General features: G+C 43.5%; 9 protein-coding genes. 4 read left to right on the top strand and 5 right to left on the bottom strand.

From position 1 onward, the window contains the following. Positions 1–6 precede the first annotated feature (6 nt). Positions 7–1,563 (bottom strand): clostripain-related cysteine peptidase, encoded by a 1,557-nt coding sequence (locus tag FHW88_RS27030; protein ID WP_176628676.1) that lies wholly within the window; start codon positions 1,561–1,563, stop codon positions 7–9. Here FHW88_RS27030 and FHW88_RS27025 point away from each other — a divergent pair. Further along, positions 1,552–4,557, top strand: a complete 3,006-nt coding sequence (locus FHW88_RS27025) for a two-component regulator propeller domain-containing protein (protein ID WP_176628675.1) — start codon at positions 1,552–1,554, stop codon at positions 4,555–4,557. The genes FHW88_RS27030 and FHW88_RS27025 overlap by 12 nt on opposite strands. A gap of 392 nt (positions 4,558–4,949) precedes the next feature. Here FHW88_RS27025 and FHW88_RS27020 read toward each other — a convergent pair whose 3' ends face one another. The 4 genes from FHW88_RS27020 to FHW88_RS27005 all read right to left on the bottom strand — a co-directional run bounded on the left by FHW88_RS27020 (position 4,950) and on the right by FHW88_RS27005 (position 10,975). After that, positions 4,950–5,399, bottom strand: a complete 450-nt coding sequence (locus FHW88_RS27020; protein WP_176628674.1) for a GNAT family N-acetyltransferase — start codon at positions 5,397–5,399, stop codon at positions 4,950–4,952. A 420-nt stretch (positions 5,400–5,819) separates the two neighbouring features. Beyond that, complete coding sequence (locus FHW88_RS27015) at positions 5,820–6,320, bottom strand: hypothetical protein (protein WP_176628673.1); 501 nt, start codon at positions 6,318–6,320, stop codon at positions 5,820–5,822. A gap of 281 nt (positions 6,321–6,601) precedes the next feature. Beyond that, the gene (locus FHW88_RS27010; RefSeq protein WP_176628672.1) at positions 6,602–7,507 is read right to left on the bottom strand and encodes a DUF2268 domain-containing putative Zn-dependent protease; all 906 of its coding nucleotides are present in this window, start codon (positions 7,505–7,507) and stop codon (positions 6,602–6,604) included. Between the two features lie 66 nt (positions 7,508–7,573). Beyond that, the gene (locus FHW88_RS27005; RefSeq protein ID WP_176628671.1) at positions 7,574–10,975 is read right to left on the bottom strand and encodes an ABC transporter permease; all 3,402 of its coding nucleotides are present in this window, start codon (positions 10,973–10,975) and stop codon (positions 7,574–7,576) included. A gap of 1,052 nt (positions 10,976–12,027) precedes the next feature. On the opposite strand from FHW88_RS27005, the gene FHW88_RS27000 reads away from it, so the two are divergent. From FHW88_RS27000 to FHW88_RS26990, 3 genes are all read left to right on the top strand, one after another. Further along, positions 12,028–12,606, top strand: a complete 579-nt coding sequence (locus FHW88_RS27000; protein WP_090533154.1) for an RNA polymerase sigma-70 factor — start codon at positions 12,028–12,030, stop codon at positions 12,604–12,606. Between the two features lie 60 nt (positions 12,607–12,666). Then, positions 12,667–13,812, top strand: coding sequence for a FecR family protein (locus FHW88_RS26995; protein WP_176628670.1), 1,146 nt, complete (start codon positions 12,667–12,669; stop codon positions 13,810–13,812). 291 nt (positions 13,813–14,103) lie between these two features. Continuing rightward, positions 14,104–17,559 carry a TonB-dependent receptor gene (locus FHW88_RS26990; protein WP_176628669.1) on the top strand — a complete coding sequence of 1,152 codons (3,456 nt, stop codon included), beginning with the start codon at positions 14,104–14,106 and terminating at the stop codon, positions 17,557–17,559. The last annotated feature ends 10 nt before the right edge of the window (positions 17,560–17,569 follow it).

The raw sequence follows: 17,569 nt of genomic DNA, 5'->3' as shown, positions 1-17,569 counted from the left end.
AATAGCTTAAGTGGAGGGGGGATAAACCACATCGATAAACTCCCTCCATTTTAAAACCTCAATTAAGCTCGTGACAAATGGTGCACCGGGAATTATAAACAACTGCTCGATTGCTCCGGGCGGCTGCTGCGCTTCCTGAGGGAAATAAATGGATATACCGGTCGGCCGTTGTTTGTCTATCGTTTGTGAGGTTCCCCGCCCATCTGCATAAAATCCCCTGCCAATGGTACTTGCTGTTCTTATTGCGGTACTCGCTACTTTTAATGATTTTTTCAAAGCTCTGATCCCCGCCGAATACGGCTTTTTCAGCGCCGGTTTATCAGATCGCTTTACGAGATCAAGCATATAATTGTTCAGATCTATAAATTGATAGTCCATGTCCTGAACGATCCCAAATTCGTAATCATGAGCCCTGGCGGCCCGCATCTCACCAGGCAGTTCCGTGAAAGTCCGGATCATTTCTTCCATCGACTGGATCCAATCTTTTAAAGCAGCAATCATTTGTTGTTCATAGTCTTGCAGCGAAAAAGCAAATACGCCAATAGCTTTTAGGGCCGCAGCGCGTTTCCAGAATATATAATTCTTTCGGAAGGTATTCACCGCCAACCTGGCAAGCTGTTTACCATCAATGTTTCCCTGACTCTCTTTGATTGACCTGGCAATAGCTTTGTAGTCATAACCGGGAGCGCAGATACTTCCTTCCGGAGCTACCAGGTGACTCACATTTTTACAAAGGGAAAAACAGGTATGCACATTTTGCATAAAACAGTTGAACATGAGCAATACATCGACCTGCTTTCCTTTAAAACCCATGCTGATCGCTTCTGCCAGCTTATCATTGGAAAGCAATGCAAAATCTATTGTTTGCGCTTCTTCAGAAGTGCCTGACCGCATTTTTTCAGTAAAAAAAGTATCCGGTCGTAAAAAGCGCCTATTTTTCACTACCAAGATTGTATTGTTCTCATCGAGCTTTTTTTGTGCCAGGACCTTATAACACGGAGATTCCGGTACCTTTGTGTTTACGGATAGAAGGTCCTCCTTCGCCTGGATCGGCAAATCATCGGCCATGCCTGCCCCCCCTCTGGCCGGGCTAACCTCTTCATCTTCAGGACGAGGCGGATCTTTCAGCTTTTTTTTAAAAATACCAAATGCCGATCCATGATCCCAGGTGATCAGCATGTTCTTTTCGGCCGGATAATACCGGTCTATATAACGAAATACCTTTTTTATGCTGTCGCTTTTCTGTGCAAAGTCACGGTCCTCCAATTGCTGCAGTTGCAACAAGGTGTTATTTCCTTTACAGGGATCGAAGATCAGTCGGCTAATGTAAGTCGCGTCGCTTTGAATAATTTCATCTTTTATCTGAACTTTATTTTCTATTGTGAGCAGGTTGAAACTGTCATGCGTATCAATTTCGAGTATTATTTTCAGAAGTTGATCAAGGTCTGCTTTCACATCCGCTTCATAGCCATCCTGGCCATTAAAATTAGTTGTAATATCCTCCAATTCTGCATATATTAGAAAAATAATATTCCATTTCCGGATAACAGCATGAGTTTCCATATTGCGTGTTTTTTACTCCTAATATATTCATTTAAAAGCGTTTCCCAACAGACGGAGACCCATTTATTATTAAAATATACCCAAAACGACGGCTTATCAAGTTATAATATTCACCATACCCTGCAGGACCCTAAAGGCTTTATGTGGATAGCGACCCAGGACGGGTTAAATCTGTTCGATGGCAAGGCCTTTTCCAGGTATACGGAGAACGCCGAAAAAACCCGAAAGCTTTACGGCACGGATATACGCTGGCTGATAACCGATACTTCTAGGCATTGGGTCTGGGTTTTAAATCCGGAGATCGTATTAAACGCGGTTGACTATGAAACCGGGAAAGTAGTTAAAACAATCAGGGGACTTCGCGCAGACAATGACGACTGGGCGGTGTCGATGACCCTTTATCGGGACCAGCTTTGGCTGGGTTGTACCAACGGTATCAAAATATATGATATCGTCAGACAAGCCCGGATCAACGGCCCTTCCTCCCCGTTTAAAAAAAACGGAGACGACGATCTGTACGCTGTCAGGACAATCTTCACTGACCGCTCAGGCCGTATCTGGGCTTTCTTTAACCACTACGGGATTGCCGTTATTGACGGAAAGACCAAAAACATCATTAAGGTCATCACCAATGCACAACTGACCGGAGAAACAGGCCCGCTGATCTTTAAGACCGTTATAGAACTTAAACCAGGAGAACTTCTGCTTGGCACATCATCCGGTTTGATCGCCCTAAGTTATAACAACAGTCTGAAACTTGTCATCCGCCGTCGGTTTGCCGGCCCCCTGATGACCCTGGCCCGCGAGCAGACCACAGCGATGACAAAGGCCGCCGGTCATATTTATCTCGCCGGAAACAGCGGCTTGTATAAGACCGACGAAGGACTGTCAACCTGCATCAAGATCAAGGAGTCCAACAGCAATGGCGAAGAATCCTGGTTAAACGAAATCAACCACCTGTGTACGGACAGTGATGGCAACCTGTGGATCGGTTGTAAACGGGGACTTGCCTATCTGTCCACTACCTCATCCGCGTTCCGGGGTTTTAATAATACAGGGTATGCACACGCCGGACTTACGCATACCTATAATCTGTATCCCTTACCTTTCGGTAAGATATTGGTTGGCCAGGAAAAAAGTCTTTTGCTGTATGATAGCACGACCGACAGATTCTCTAAGATCGACCAAAAAAGATCTTTCAATTTTGCCTTCACGGACTTCAACAAGCGCGTAATTGTTTCAGGTGACGACGGGCTATATGTGTTTACCGCGGGAAAATTAATCCCCGTTAACGCTTATTACCCGGAATTAAAACCGGTGTCAGGCAACTATATCAACAGCGCAATAAGGATAGGTGATTCTCTCGAGGTAATAGGTTCAGATAATGACAGAGGTTTTTTTTGCTGGAATTTCAAACGGCGGACACTCCGGATCGTCAATAATAACAGCTCACCTATAAGGTTGCGAAGCAATATCGTAAAAAAAATCTTTCAGGACAGTTCCGGTCGGTTATGGGTATTATCCGATTTCGGGATCGATGTCATCGAAAAAGATTTCTCAAAAGTGAGTTATCTGAATATAAAAAACCCGGTTTCCGGTAATCCATTAAGACTGTATTTTGATATATGTGAGGTCAATGGCCGGTTCTGGCTGGCCAATTACAGCCTCGGAATAGTGGAAATCGACGCCGCCGGCAAAGTATTTCAAGTACTCAACAGTGCTAACGGCTTATGCAATGACGGTGTTTATAAAATATTCCGCGTTGATCGCGATAACCTGATGGTAACATCAAACAATGGCTTATCGGTGTATAATCTATCTACCTCATCCTTTACCAATTACTACGAGGAGGATGGCCTGCATTCCAGCGCCTTTGATGAAAATTGTGGTATCGAATCTGGAGGGAAAATATATGCAGGCGGTTTGAACGGGTTCACGATTATTGACCCTAAAATGCTGATCATTGATCGCCATCCGCCAAAATTGTACTTCACCGATATCAGGATAGACTCCAAATTAGCCAGCACGGTATCGAGAAATTTAAACATTTCAGAATTATTGGTTCCCGATGACGCCTTACAAACCACGATCTCTTTTACCGGCTTACATTACAATAATTCCAAAAGAGTTCAGTACCGGTACAAAATTGAGGAACTTAACGATGACTGGATCGACTTAGGAACAAGAAATTTCATCAACATTATTGGTATCAATCCCGGTCGCTATCATTTATCAGTGGAATCTTCCAATGAAAATGGTATATGGACTACCGCGCCGATCAGGTTATCGATGATCTTTGTCCCCAAATGGTACCAAACCCTGTGGTTTGAAGTATTGATGATCCTTTTCCTATGCAGTGTTTTGTATAGTATTTACCGCTATCGTATTGAACAGGTTAAAATTCAGCACCGCATCAGGCGGGATATTGCCAATGACCTGCATGACGACCTGGGCAGCAGCCTCAACTCAATCAAGATTTTCACACACCTCGCGATCGAAAAAAAACAGAACCAATCCTACCTGAACGAAATTGAAACGCTTATAACCGGTATGACAGCGGGCCTCCGTGACATGCTATGGGTCCTCGAGGATTCACAGGACAATATCGACGTGCTGATGGAACGTATCAAAAACTTCGTGCTGCCCCCGGCTCATGCGAACGGGATTAAATTTGAAACATATGTTGATCCGGGAATAAAAAACCAGCATTTGTCCAAGATCGAAAAGAGAAACCTTTTATTGATTGCAAAAGAGGCGATCAACAACTGCTTTAAATATTCGAAATGCAGTAATATCAGCATCGTCATTAAACCAGACCATCATAACAGGCTATCATTTGCCATAACCGACGACGGTATAGGATTTCAGGTCAGCAGCAAACCTACCGGCTATGGATTGGGAAACATGCAGCACCGGGCAGAGCAAATCGGGTTTCAGTTTTTATTAGCTTCGGCACCGGGAAAAGGAACATGCATAACTATAGCAAGAGCGTAAGTTTCCGGCCGGCCGGGAAAAGCGATGATTTTTTGGCTAACAACGAAATGCACTTACTGTCCATTTCCGCTTTAATTATTTAATAGCATAAAAATGTTTAAATCTATAAAAACGTGGCCATATTTATTAAATAAAACTCGTATATGATCCACCTGTTTTCTAAAATACTTTATATGGACAACAGGGTTCTCCATACAAATAACCATTTGCTCCTTATGAAATACATTCTGAATAATAAGCCTGCCATAACAAGGTTAATCAAGCTAAATCAACATACAGTCCGAAAAGGCAAATGAAGCAGTCTATGCAGGCCTAAAAGATCTGCAATCTTCCAAAGATACTTTTCTGCGATAGACGGACGTTGTTGTTGCAAGTAAAATGAGTTGAATCATCTATAATCCCTGTCCAATATCTTCCCAGACGAGCCAGTATTCATTCAGTGGAACGGCACCATTTTTCTTATAAAAATTTAAAGCGACCAGGTTGTCAGAAGCGCAATTGACACAAATGCGTTTTGTACCCTGTTCTATAAACCAGTTTTTCAAAAGCTGAAATAAACTTGTGGCAATGCCCCTTCCCCGGTAGTCAGGTATAGTGTCAATCCATTGCAGTTCTCCATCGAAATCATAACGGCGGGTTAAATGTCCTGCTACAAATCCAATAACCCTGAAATCGTCAGTAGCGATGATAATAACACGCGGGGTTAACGCCAGTTGTGGGCTGTGTGTACCGTGATAATAACCGGAAATCCGGTTAAACCAATAGCTTTCAGAATTATCATCCGTCCCGCGAATAGCAGCCAGCGCCTTTAAGTCGTTTGGTTCAGCGAAACGAAATTCCATGCCCCAAGATACAGAATTACAGTAAAATGAGCGCATACAAGTACGTATTAGGCATTACAGTAAATTAATGGTTCGTTATTAATATTATGATCTCGATGCCGGCCTCGCGACATCATCTCCTAAGGGCGAACGGCGGCTTAAAGGCTGAATTCATCCGCTTTGATTACGATAACGAAAAAGCAGTCGAGACTATAGCACGAAGCGAACTGCCGGATGAACTGCCGCATCGATTACTTAAAGCCTGTTAATTCAAATCACATAGTTGCGTAAAAACATTCCGGATAAGGGACAAACTCATTAAATTAACAGATGACAGCGAGACGCTTACTAAGGTTTATCGCAAGGCTATGATTCCAAATAGATCGTCTTTTTTAAGGTCGTATTTTAAAGTTATCGGAAATGATAACGAAGATGCCAGTTCTATTGTATCAGATAAAAAACAGCAGCATACCTGGAGACGGTACCGGAATCCTTTACGGCTTCCTCTTTACCGATCATCACTTTTTCTACCTCATATTTCTCCTGATTGAGTTGTATACGTAACTCCCCGGCTTCCTTTTCTCCCAGCTTCAGATAGATAACATCGGCAGGTGATTTTTGCAGAAAAGTAAGATTACCAAGGAATAAGGTATTGAAATTGAACTTCTCATTACCATAAGAAAACCCTGGTCGTATCGCAAAGTCCATTGGGATGACATTACCATTTCCATCTTTCCTGTATACAGCGATCCTGTCTTTTGTATATGATCCTGTTGTATTATCATTTAAAAGATCGCCTCCGTTAGTGTTTTTTATAACTAAATTAACTTCGGGCCCACGTACCGGGGAGCATGCACAAAGTCCGCCGCCACCAACATTTTCTTTTTTACAGCCGACACTTACGATAAATAACAGGGTAGAGATGATCAGGAATTTTTTCATGGTAATTCAGGTTACGGGTATAATAGATATTACGCAGGAAAATCGTTGTACGATACAGTTTTATGAAGATTAATGACATAAAAACAGATAGCTATTCGGATTATTTCTTCTTTTCCCGGATTTCCCATGCGATCCTGAACAAATCTCCATCCGGAGAGGCCACTTTAAGCTCAGCGCTTAAAAAAACCGGGTTATAGTCAATCCTCGCTGAAATTAGCCAGTATGTGGGCAGCAAGCTACTTTGGTTATCACCGTTATTATGGCCTGGTTTAAATCGTGGTTCATTTACTTGACCGCCCGCCCTGGTAGCCCGAATGTTTGAAAAAATCGTCCACTGCTACCGGGTTTGCGTAATCTAATTCGATGATTTCCTTTAGCGCCGCTTTTTTATCTTTTGCCTGGTCATAATAGGCCTGGCATATCCGGTAACCGATAAAGTAGCCCAGGTCAGGCGCGGGCAACGCCGGGTTAAGGCCGGTACTCACCCAGTTATCATTATTTTGAGTATACATTTCCTGTCGGAAAGAGTGCCACACTTCCTTTTCGTGCAGGGGACCGTAGGCCATATAAGGTGTTTTCATTGGGATGCCGGTTACCCGTTTGGCCACAAAATCGCAGGCCCCCTCCCGGATAGCCGAAGTCAGTACATTGATATGCTGAAAATCCGGACGCTTTTGCTGCGTGTGGGTATACTCGTGAATCCCCATGCGTACCAACTGATCGCCTGTCATCTCAGGATCGTTCAACACGACTTCCACCCCGATGAGCGACAGACTGCCGCGGACCGTGCCGCCCTGCTGTCGTAAACCAACAATAAAATAGGACTGTGCGGGCTTCAGCCCGGGATATAGCTTTTGAAAGCGGGCGATCTGTCTTTCCAGTTTTCGTACGGTAGCATAGATCATGAATTGCTTTCTTTGCAGGGTATCCCAAAAGCCGGGATTGCTCTTAAGCAACGCCAGCCATTTACGGTCCAGGCCGTCTTTATTACGCATGAACGCTTTCAGACCTTCACTGGCGTTGCCGATATACAGACGGTTAACCGCGGCAAGTTGCCGGGCTGTATCAGGGCTGGCTGATACGCTATCGCGCATCGTCCAAAAATTCTTCCAGTCTGTTTGAGAAACATGCTGTGCCCGGCAAAGCACCGGGGCCAACAAAATCAGGAACATGATTTTCTTCATCATTAAGTTGCTTTAGTTCTATTCTTCGGGGTATTTAGCAGGCCAGTAAACTGAGAAATGGTAAATAACTTACTCCGTTCGTAGACTTTTGGCCGGGTTGGCAATCGCTGCCCTGACAGATTGAAAACTAATGGTGATCAGGGCGATCAGTATAACCAATACACTACCGGATACAAACAACCAGCAGTTGAGTATAATTCGGTAGGGGTAATGTTGCAGCCACTGGCTGGCCGCGATCCAGGCAAACGGAATAGATACGGCGAGCGCGATAACGACCAGCTTAAAAAAATCCGCTGAGAGGATTACCACTACGTTGCCTGCTGAAGCTCCAAGCACTTTGCGTATGCCGATCTCTTTGACCCGCTTCTCAACGGCCAATACAGATAAGCCGAACAAGCCGATACAGGATATAAAGATAGTAATTGCGGCACTGAATAAAATGATCGCTTTCCACCTGGCTTCGGCTGCATAACTTTGCTTATTCTGGTCTTGTTTAAAGTTGTAAACGAAAGGATTCAGCGGGAACAATTCTTTAAATACCCGGCCAATGAACCGGAGGCTCGCGGTCTCTGTGCCGGGCTTGATTTTAATGTACATCATACCGAAACTATTTGCCGGATTCATGGTGAAAAGCTGCGGGCCTGTTTTTTCAGTCAAAGGCTGATAATGGTAGTCCTTAACCACACCTATGACCGTGTAGGTCTCATTACCAAAGGTGTTGATTTGCTGCCCAACGGGTTGCTTCCAACCGGCTTCTTTGACAAACGCCTCATTGATCAAGGCTGATTTTAGCTGATCCGACGGATAGGCAACTGAAAAATTCCTGCCGGCAATAACGGGTACACGAAGGAGCGGTAAATAATCAGCATCTATCGCTTCAACAGCAATGTTAATCTGCTGATCACCATTTATTTTTACTGTATTGTTATTATAACCGCCATTTTTAGGAGCAGCTTCAACAATATTGGGATTCTCCATCAATTTCTTTTTTATCAAAGCCGCTTCACTTCGGGTCAAAGGGAATTGGTCAACCGTAATCAAATTACGATCATTATAACCCAGACTTTGCGTGGTCAGGTAATTGAACTGTAAAAAAATGGTGATCGCGCCTATGATTAAAAAAGAAGCCAGCGCGAACTGAAAGACGACCAAGGCCTTTTGTAAATAACTTTTCCCGGCCAGGTTAAAACGACTGTACAACGTTTTGACCGGGTGGTAACCGGACAAAATGCTAGCGGGATAAAACCCGGCCAGTAAACCGGTGAGCACAAAAAGCGCGATATAACAGCTCACCAGTTTTGCATTAAGCAAATAAGTAAGCGACAGCACTTTATTGGCTAACCCGCCAAATACAGGCAATAGCGTTATAACGATCCCTATCGCGACGGTGAAAGCGATCAGACAAAGCACAAAAGACTCACTTAGAAATTGCAGCCGTAATTGCTGTCTGGTGCCGCCGATCACTTTACGGATACCGATCTCTTTTGCCCGCTTTACCGAACGTGCTATGGTAAGGTTAACAAAATTGATACAGGCGATCAGCAGCACAAAAAGGGCAATAGCCGAAAGAATATACGCAAATTCGGGGTTACTTTTATCGCGGAGTATTTCGTTTTCACCCGGCACCATCTTACCCAGATGAATACTAGTAAGCGGCTCCAGCAAATAAGCTATACCGATATTTTTTACGTGATATTTATTTTTTATCTCCCCAATGGCTTTGCCGGCATCTGATACAAATACCTGGTTCATTTTTGCTTCAACAGCTTTAATATCCGCGCCGGGAGATAGCACGACAAAAGTGCTGAGAAATGAGTTAAACCAATTAGCATTATTATTTTCGGCTGCAGCAGAAACATGCAGCGGTCGCAGTACCTGGAATTTGAGGGATGAATTTTGCGGGCAATCCCTGGCAATCCCTGTGATCATGCAGGGTCTAAATACACTGTCGTCCTTGATGGAGATAATCTGGCCAACGGCGTTTGAACGCCCAAAATACTTTTTCGCCATTTCTTCGGTAATTACCGCGGAATTGGGCTGGGTTAATACGGAACGTGCATCACCACTAAGTAAAGGAAAACTAAATACCGAAAAAAAGTTAGCATCGACAAAACATACACCCTGCGAATTGACATCGGTGCCGATTTTAATATCTGCCTGCGCCGGTTGAAAGCGGACAAAGCTTTGTATCTCCGGGATCTTTGCAGCAAAACGCGGACCGGGGAAATAACCGGTATAACTGCCGTTGGAGACACTGTTATCATCTTTGGTCGTTTGCTTATCGATCCGGTAGATCTGGCTGGCGTTTTGATGAAAGCGGTCGTAGCTTACTTCATCCTGAACATATAGCATGATCAGCATGGCGCAGGCCAGCCCAATACTTAAACCGGCGATATTGATGATGGAGTACAACTTTTGCTGACGGAGGTTTCTGAATGCAGTTTTAAAATAATTGCGGAACATACGATTGCGTTTTAATTTTTCGGAGACCCGATTTGGCGGACTTTCCGAACGCAATATTACTGGCCGCTTATGCGGCAGAATGGCCAATTTATCAAATGGCCATTCTTTTTTCAGGTTGTTTTTGTATTCCACAGGGGTCTTTCCGGTCATTTCTTTAAAAACCCGGTTGAAGGTTCTTTGGGAATTGAACCCGGACCCGAAAGCGATGCCGAACAGGGTCAGGTGGTTATAGCTGCTATCCTGCATTTTCCGGACGACTTCCCGTACCCGGAACTCATTGATAAAATCATTAAAATTCTTTTTCATACCCAGGTTAATAATCCGGGACAAGTCATGCGGATGCATCGCCAGTTTCACCGCCAGAGTAGCCAGGGTCAGTTCGGCATCTTCATAAAGGCGGCCGGCGGCTACCGCTTCTTTAAGTTTCCGGCTTTTACTTCTGGCATCCGGTATGTCCGTCGTTACCGGTTGTGGTTGCACCGATCCAAGGGGTTTCAGTATTGCACCGGCCGTCATCCCGAACAATACCAAGGCTACGGCAAAACCGAAGATGGTGTAAAATGACCAGAGCAGGCAGAGCACAGCCAGCAAGAAAAGTCGCTGTTCCAGCCGCCGAAAAGCAAGCCGGGGCCGGTCCATCAACACCGGCTGTATCCGGTCATAGAAAATACTGATCAAACGATGTGACAAATACAAGTAGCCAATGGTCGAAATTAATACCAGCCATCCCGGCATCCAAAATCCAGGCAGCAAGAGGCAGAAATGCAGCAGCTCTATTAGTTTGAATCGTTGGCCGGGACAGGTTTGCTGCCGCACATAAAAATACAACAGCGGCCCCAGGGCCGGCAAAAGAACCGGTGTAAGTCCGCCGGTCTTCAATACGACTGTAACCAACGCAGAGCTTAAAAATAAGTTACTGCTACGGTCGGTGCTTTTGGCTGCCAACAGCAAAGCAAGCGTCAGCCCGGTAAACAAGCTTCCAAGGGATGCCAGATCGTAAAAGGTCATATAATAGGAATATGATTCACGTGCTCAATTAGCTCAATCGTCATTCCAAATCAATAACTAACTAACTAATAAATAGTTATAAAAACTTTCACATATTCATTTGTAATAAAACCGCACAGGCAGCGTACGTTTTTAATAAATAACATAGCCCTTCATAGCCTCAGATAACCGGGAAAACCTATTAAAGGGCTCAACATTTGCTATCCCATTGTTAAAACGAGGATGTTATGCAGTGACCTCACAGAATAAAAACATTTATAAAGAGCAGAAAAGGTTTCGGATACCTTCACTGCAACGGCGATATTACAATTGAAAGAGCAGGGCAAGTAGATAAGCCATTTTGATTGACCCCTCTTCGCCGATTTCGTTTACATTCAGAACCGCTTGATTATTATAAAAAAATTGGCCGACTTTCTCCTGAAGATCAACGCTCGCTTTTGATCTGTCAAATATCAAGTTATTCATCTTAGTGACCTTGTTTAGCAACGCTTTCATGACAATAGCTGAATGTGCTGATACCACGGGTCCGGATGAGGTAGTCAAAGTTTCGCGGGATGGTTGTTATCAAATATTCAAATGTAACACCATCATATAAATACCTGAATATTAACACACTATCAAAAATCAAGCTATCAGTAAGCCACGAAATCCCGTTAATGTGATTTTGAATTATTGATATATGAACAAAATTTATTCGGATTCACAGGTAATCCGTGACCGCGCATGTTTACCAGCCCCAAAACCGAGCGGATCAATCCGTCTGAATTGAAGCCGGCTATGTCCGCGTCCGGCATAATGAAATAAATTTCCTGCATAAAAATAAATTTGCTTTATTGTGCTTTATTTAAGTCGAAATTTAAGTTATAACGCCAGCCAATTCGTTTCAAGATTTTCAGTACATCTTCATAGGAGTTGATCGGCCATTTTACTCAAATTGCGTTTAATGTCAAAACCACATTTAATACATCTGCCAATTAATAACTTGATTATTTACACGCAATGGCTGCTTACGTCAGTCAGGTGTGCTTTTTTAGGTAACTTAAATAATCGCGATGGTCAATTATAACACATTAAGCGATTCCGAATTAACAGATCTTCTCAAGCTGGATGATCCGCTGGCCTTTGCAGAGATATACGACCGGTATTTCGGTTTGCTTTATATCCATGCGTTTAACCGCGTAAGGGATAAAGAAGAAGCAAGAGACGTAGTGCAGGAGTTATTCGCTTTTTTGTGGGCTAATCATGGTTCCATTGAATTTAAAACCAACCTGTCAAATTATTTGTATACTGCTACCCGAAACAGGATCCTGAACTTAATAGGGCGTAAACAGATCCATGAAAGATATAGATTGAAACTTCCTGACCAGCTTATCGCCCCTATCATGACCGATCACCTGGTGCGTGAACGGCAACTGACCGAGATCATTAACAAAGAAATTCAGGCCTTACCCCCAAAAATGCGCATCGTTTTTGAAATGAGCCGCAAGCATCATATGACCTATAAGGAGATTGCCGGTAAGCTGGATATTACCGAACAATCTGTAAGAAGCCATGTAAAAAATGCGCTTAAAGTATTGAGGGTTAAATTGGGCATCATAACATTTTTGATTTTTATTTTATTCGATAAATAATTTTTACCCCCCTGGCTACCGGGCTATTTGTCTATAATAAATAAGACAATACTTAGCCAGTTGAACCCAAAAATCAATCTTCAGGAGTTATTAAGTAAATATCACGCCGGCACGATAACCGACGAAGAGCGCATTTTATTGGAGGAGTGGTACGCCCAATGGACCCCCGAACAACAGGAGCTTTCATCCGAAGAAATTGACCAGATGAAAGCGGATGTTTGGCAATCATTAAATGTAACTGTACTGCCGGCCGCAACCAAACGGCTATGGCCACGAATAGCATTGGCAGCTTCTGTGATACTTTGTTTATCAGTAGGGGGCTACTATTATCTTTCAAATTCGAAAGCCAGTCAGCAACAAATGACGGCAAAGGTTGAAAGGGTAGACATTGCCCCTGGCGGTAATAAAGCGGTCCTGGTACTAAACAACGGCCTCAAGATTAATTTAAACAGCCAGATAAACGGGACAATAGCTAAACAAGGCAATATCAGAATCGTAAAAACGGCTAACGGTCAGTTGGCTTATGCACCTGACAATACCGATCCTTCAGTTGTAGTTTACAATACTTTGAGTACCCCCCGCGGGGGGAAATATGACCTGGTGTTAGCTGATGGTACCAAGGTGTGGTTAAACTCTGCCTCATCCATCACTTACCCCACGGCTTTTAAAGGAAATGATCGCACCGTAAATATTACCGGCGAAGTTTATTTTGAGATTGTACATAATGCGAAACAACCATTCAGGGTAAATTTCAAAGGGCATACTATTGAAGATATCGGTACTGAGTTTAATATAAATGCCTATGATGATGAACAGGTAATAAAAACTACCCTGGTGGCAGGCAGCATAAAATTATCAAGAGATTCAAGGAGTGTGCTCCTCCGCCCGGGACAGCAAAGTATAACGTCTTTATCAAATACAGCAATTGAAATTAAAGACGCAGATATTAACGAGGCAACCGCCTGGAAAAACGGGCTGTTCAAATTTAAAAAAGCAAAAATTGAGGATGTTATGCGGCAGTTATCGCGTTGGTACAACGTTGATGTTTCATACCCGTATGGTGTTCCGAAAACCGTTTTTTCTGGCGAAATGATCAAAGATGCGAACGCCACACAAATACTGGATATGCTGGCTTATTTTAAAGTAAACTATGAAATTGTACAGCAAACCAAAGGCTCAGAAAAGAAAATTATCATTAAACCTTAAACCTACACTAAATAAATAACCAATTATTTAACAGCTAACCTGAAAACGATGAAAAAAATATTACGTCAAATAACCTGATCAGAGAAAACAGGGTTCTTAAAAGAACGCAGAAGTGGTTCGAAGCACTTCTGCGATAAAGCTTGAGTCAACCCTTCCGAATAAATCGGTAAAACAAATGGAGTATTATCTTATGTGTTAACCTCAAACCTAACAAATGTAATGAATTTTACAGGTGTCCTGACAGTGATATGCCCTAAAAAAGGCTCACTGGTCCATAAACTTATTATGGTTATGAAACTAACCACCCTCCTACTAATAATTACGCTATTACATGCAAGCGCTAAAAGTTATAGTCAAAAGATCAGTCTAAACGAAAAAAATACCCCCCTGGAAAAAGTTTTATCCCAGATTAAAAACCAGTCAGGTTATGTTTTTCTGTATACCGATCAAAACCTGGTGAATACGTCCATCAGTGTTAATGTTAAAGACGCCTCGATCGAGGAAACATTGACCGCCTGTTTTAAAAACGCGCAGATCGGCTACAAGATCACCGGTAAAAATATTTTGCTGAGAGCAACTTATCCTCAAACAGCTGAGCAGGAAAACGCTCCTCCGCCGATCACCGTCAAGGGAAAGGTTGTTGATGAGACCGGAAAACCCCTTATGGGTGCATCGGTAAAATTAAAAGGCGGAAGTTTAGGTACACAAACCGATACCGAAGGGCGTTTTACGTTAAGCAATGTTCCGGATGATGGTATCCTGGTTATCTCTTTCGTGGGATTTACCACTTTGGAAGTACCGGCGAAAAAGAACCTCGATAATATCAAGCTTGTTCCTCTGGCTTCAGATCTGAGCCAGGTTGTTGTGGTTGGTTACGGCACGCAGAAAAAGGTCGTTGTGTCGGGCGCGGTATCAGATGTAAAGGGCTCGGAGCTGGCCAAATCAGCCTCTGTTAACCTCTCTAACTCTCTTGGTGGCCGCCTGTCGGGTGTAGTTGCTATCCAATCAAGCGGCGAACCTGGTGGTGATGGCTCTACTATTCGCATCCGCGGTATCAACTCCTTATCAGGCGGTAACACAGATCCGCTGATTGTAATTGACGGGGTACCGGGACGTGCAGGTGGTATTGACAGGATCAATCCTAACGACGTAGAAAGTATATCAATCCTGAAAGATGCATCAGCCGCAATATATGGATCAAGGGCCGGTAACGGTGTAATTTTGGTTACTACCAAGCAAGGTAAATCGGGTAAGCCACAATTCAGTTATGATTTTTATTATGGTTTGCAGCGTCCTACCCGTGTACCCAAAATGGCAAACGCACCGGAATATGCCGAGATCATGAACGAATTACAAATATTCAATTCGGGCTTAAATCAAAGCAACTGGAACGATGCCTGGCAAGCTTTAAAAAACACAGGCACGTACACCCGGCCTGATGGCAGCAGCATAAACGCTGCTTTTTCGCCGGAGGCTATGCAGAAATTCAGGGATGGATCTGACCCGCTCCGATATCCCAATACCGATTGGTTTGGCACCGTATTTCAAAAATGGTCGCCGCAACAAAGGCACAACCTGCAGGTTACGGGCGGTAACGACTATACCAAATACCTTGTTTCGCTGGGCTATTTAAACCAGGACGGTTTTTATAAGAACTCGGCCACCAGATACAAGCAGTACGATTTGCGAATCAATGTAGAATCTAAAGTTAGTAAATATATCACCACCAGTTTAAATGTTACCGGCAGGGAAGAAAACCCTAACTACCCAACAGTGAGTGCCGCCAACATTTTCAGGTTTATTATGCGTGGCAGGCCAACGGATGTAGCCATTTGGCCCAACGGTTCGGCCGGTCCGGATATTGAAAACGGTATTAACCCGGTTGTGGCTACAACTAACCAAACCGGATATGATAAAAACACTAAAGATTACCTGCAGACTACCGGTAAAATAGAAATTAAATTGCCGGGCGTAGAAGGCCTAAAATTAACCGGTACAGCGTCGCTGGATAAATACTGGGACAGGCAAAGTACCTGGAGAACACCATATGAATTGTATTCGTGGGATAAAACTACCTTAAATAATGATGGCAGCCCGCAATTGCAGGTTAAAAACTTCTATCCTGACCAGTTTCATACACCAAATCTTACAGAAAAAAACATTAATGAGCTGGATATAAACTTAACCGGCATCATCAATTATGACAGGAACTTTAATGGTCATGCGGTTTCATTAATGGCCGGTGTACAGCGCCAAACTGCTAATAGCAGCGGCTTTACAGCTTTTAAAACCAACTTTATATCCTCGCAAATCCCGCAGTTATCATTTGGCCAGGAATTGGGACAATCAAACGGGGCCAATGATGTATTTAAAAGTGCGCGCTTAAGCTATTTCGGTTCTGCCAATTATAACTATAAAGAAAAATATATCGCGCAATTTCTTTGGCGTGTAGATGGCTCCTATATCTTTCCGCCCAGCCACCGGTTTGGCTTTTTCCCGGGTGTTACGGCAGCATGGCGCATTTCGGAAGAGGGCTTCTTTAAAAACAACATTCACTTTGTCGATAATTTGAAGCTAAGGGGCTCATGGGGCCGGATGGGGGCCGAAGCATATTATGGCGGTGCGCTTAAAGAGTACCAATACCTAACTTTATTGGCAACCAGCAATAACATGTTTAACGGACAGCCCGTTGCGACGGTTTATGAAGGCACCGTACCTAATTATGATTTTACCTGGGAAGTTGCAAACAATACCGATGTTGGCCTTGAAGCAAGCTTTTTAAACAGCCGGTTATCAGTAACGTTCGATTATTTTTATAACCTCCGCTCAAATGTGCTGGCGCCTAAAACCGGATCGATACCGGGAAGCGCAGGTATCCCTGTATACAACTTCCCTCCTGTTAACCTCGGCAGGTTGAAAAACTCGGGGTATGATTTCAGCGTGAATTACAGTGACCGCGCCGGCGATTTTAATTACAGCGTTAGTGTAAACGCCGGATATGCTAAAAATAAAGTATTGTATTTTGACGAAACCCCGGGCGCGCCAGACTGGCAGCGAGCAACCGATCATCCAACAGATGCCTGGCTGTTATACCAATATGACGGCGTTTTTAAAGACCAGGGAGATATCGACGCCAATAAGCTTGACTACAGCGGATTAGGAATTTCAAACTCGAGCTTAAGGCCCGGAGATATGAAATTTAAAGATGTAAACCACGACGGTAAAATTAATGGTGATGACAAAATACGGATGGATAAAAACGGCACTCCTACCTTTACAGGTGGCGTGAACATCAACCTGGGTTACAAAGGATTTGACCTAAGCGTATTGGTTCAGGGAGCTACCGGCGGCTTACAAAAAATAGGGCTGACCGAATCAGGAAGTATCGGTAACTACCTGGAATGGTCATATCAAAAACGCTGGAGTATTGATCATCCTAACAACCTTTATCCGCGGTTATCTGACTCTAATAGCGGCGCTACCTACTTCACTTCCAGCGCGTCAGACAATAGCTATTATGTAATCAACAGCAATTACATCCGGATAAAGAATGTGGAGTTGGGTTATACGCTTCCGAAAGAATGGATCCAAAAGTTGGGGCTCAATTCATTGAGGATCTACGCTAATGGCATCAACCTGGCCACTTTTGATAAGATCAAAATTTGGGACCCCGAATCTACCAATACCAGCGGACAGTATTATCCGCAGGCTAAGGTAATTAACATGGGTGTTAAAGTTACTTTTTAAGGAGCGTAAG

Origin of the sequence: Mucilaginibacter sp. SG538B, from assembly GCF_013376065.1 — a bacterium.
GTDB lineage: Bacteria > Bacteroidota > Bacteroidia > Sphingobacteriales > Sphingobacteriaceae > Mucilaginibacter > Mucilaginibacter rubeus.
The sequence above is the reverse complement of the archived record's forward strand: the minus strand, read 5'-3'. Positions and strand labels throughout refer to the sequence as shown.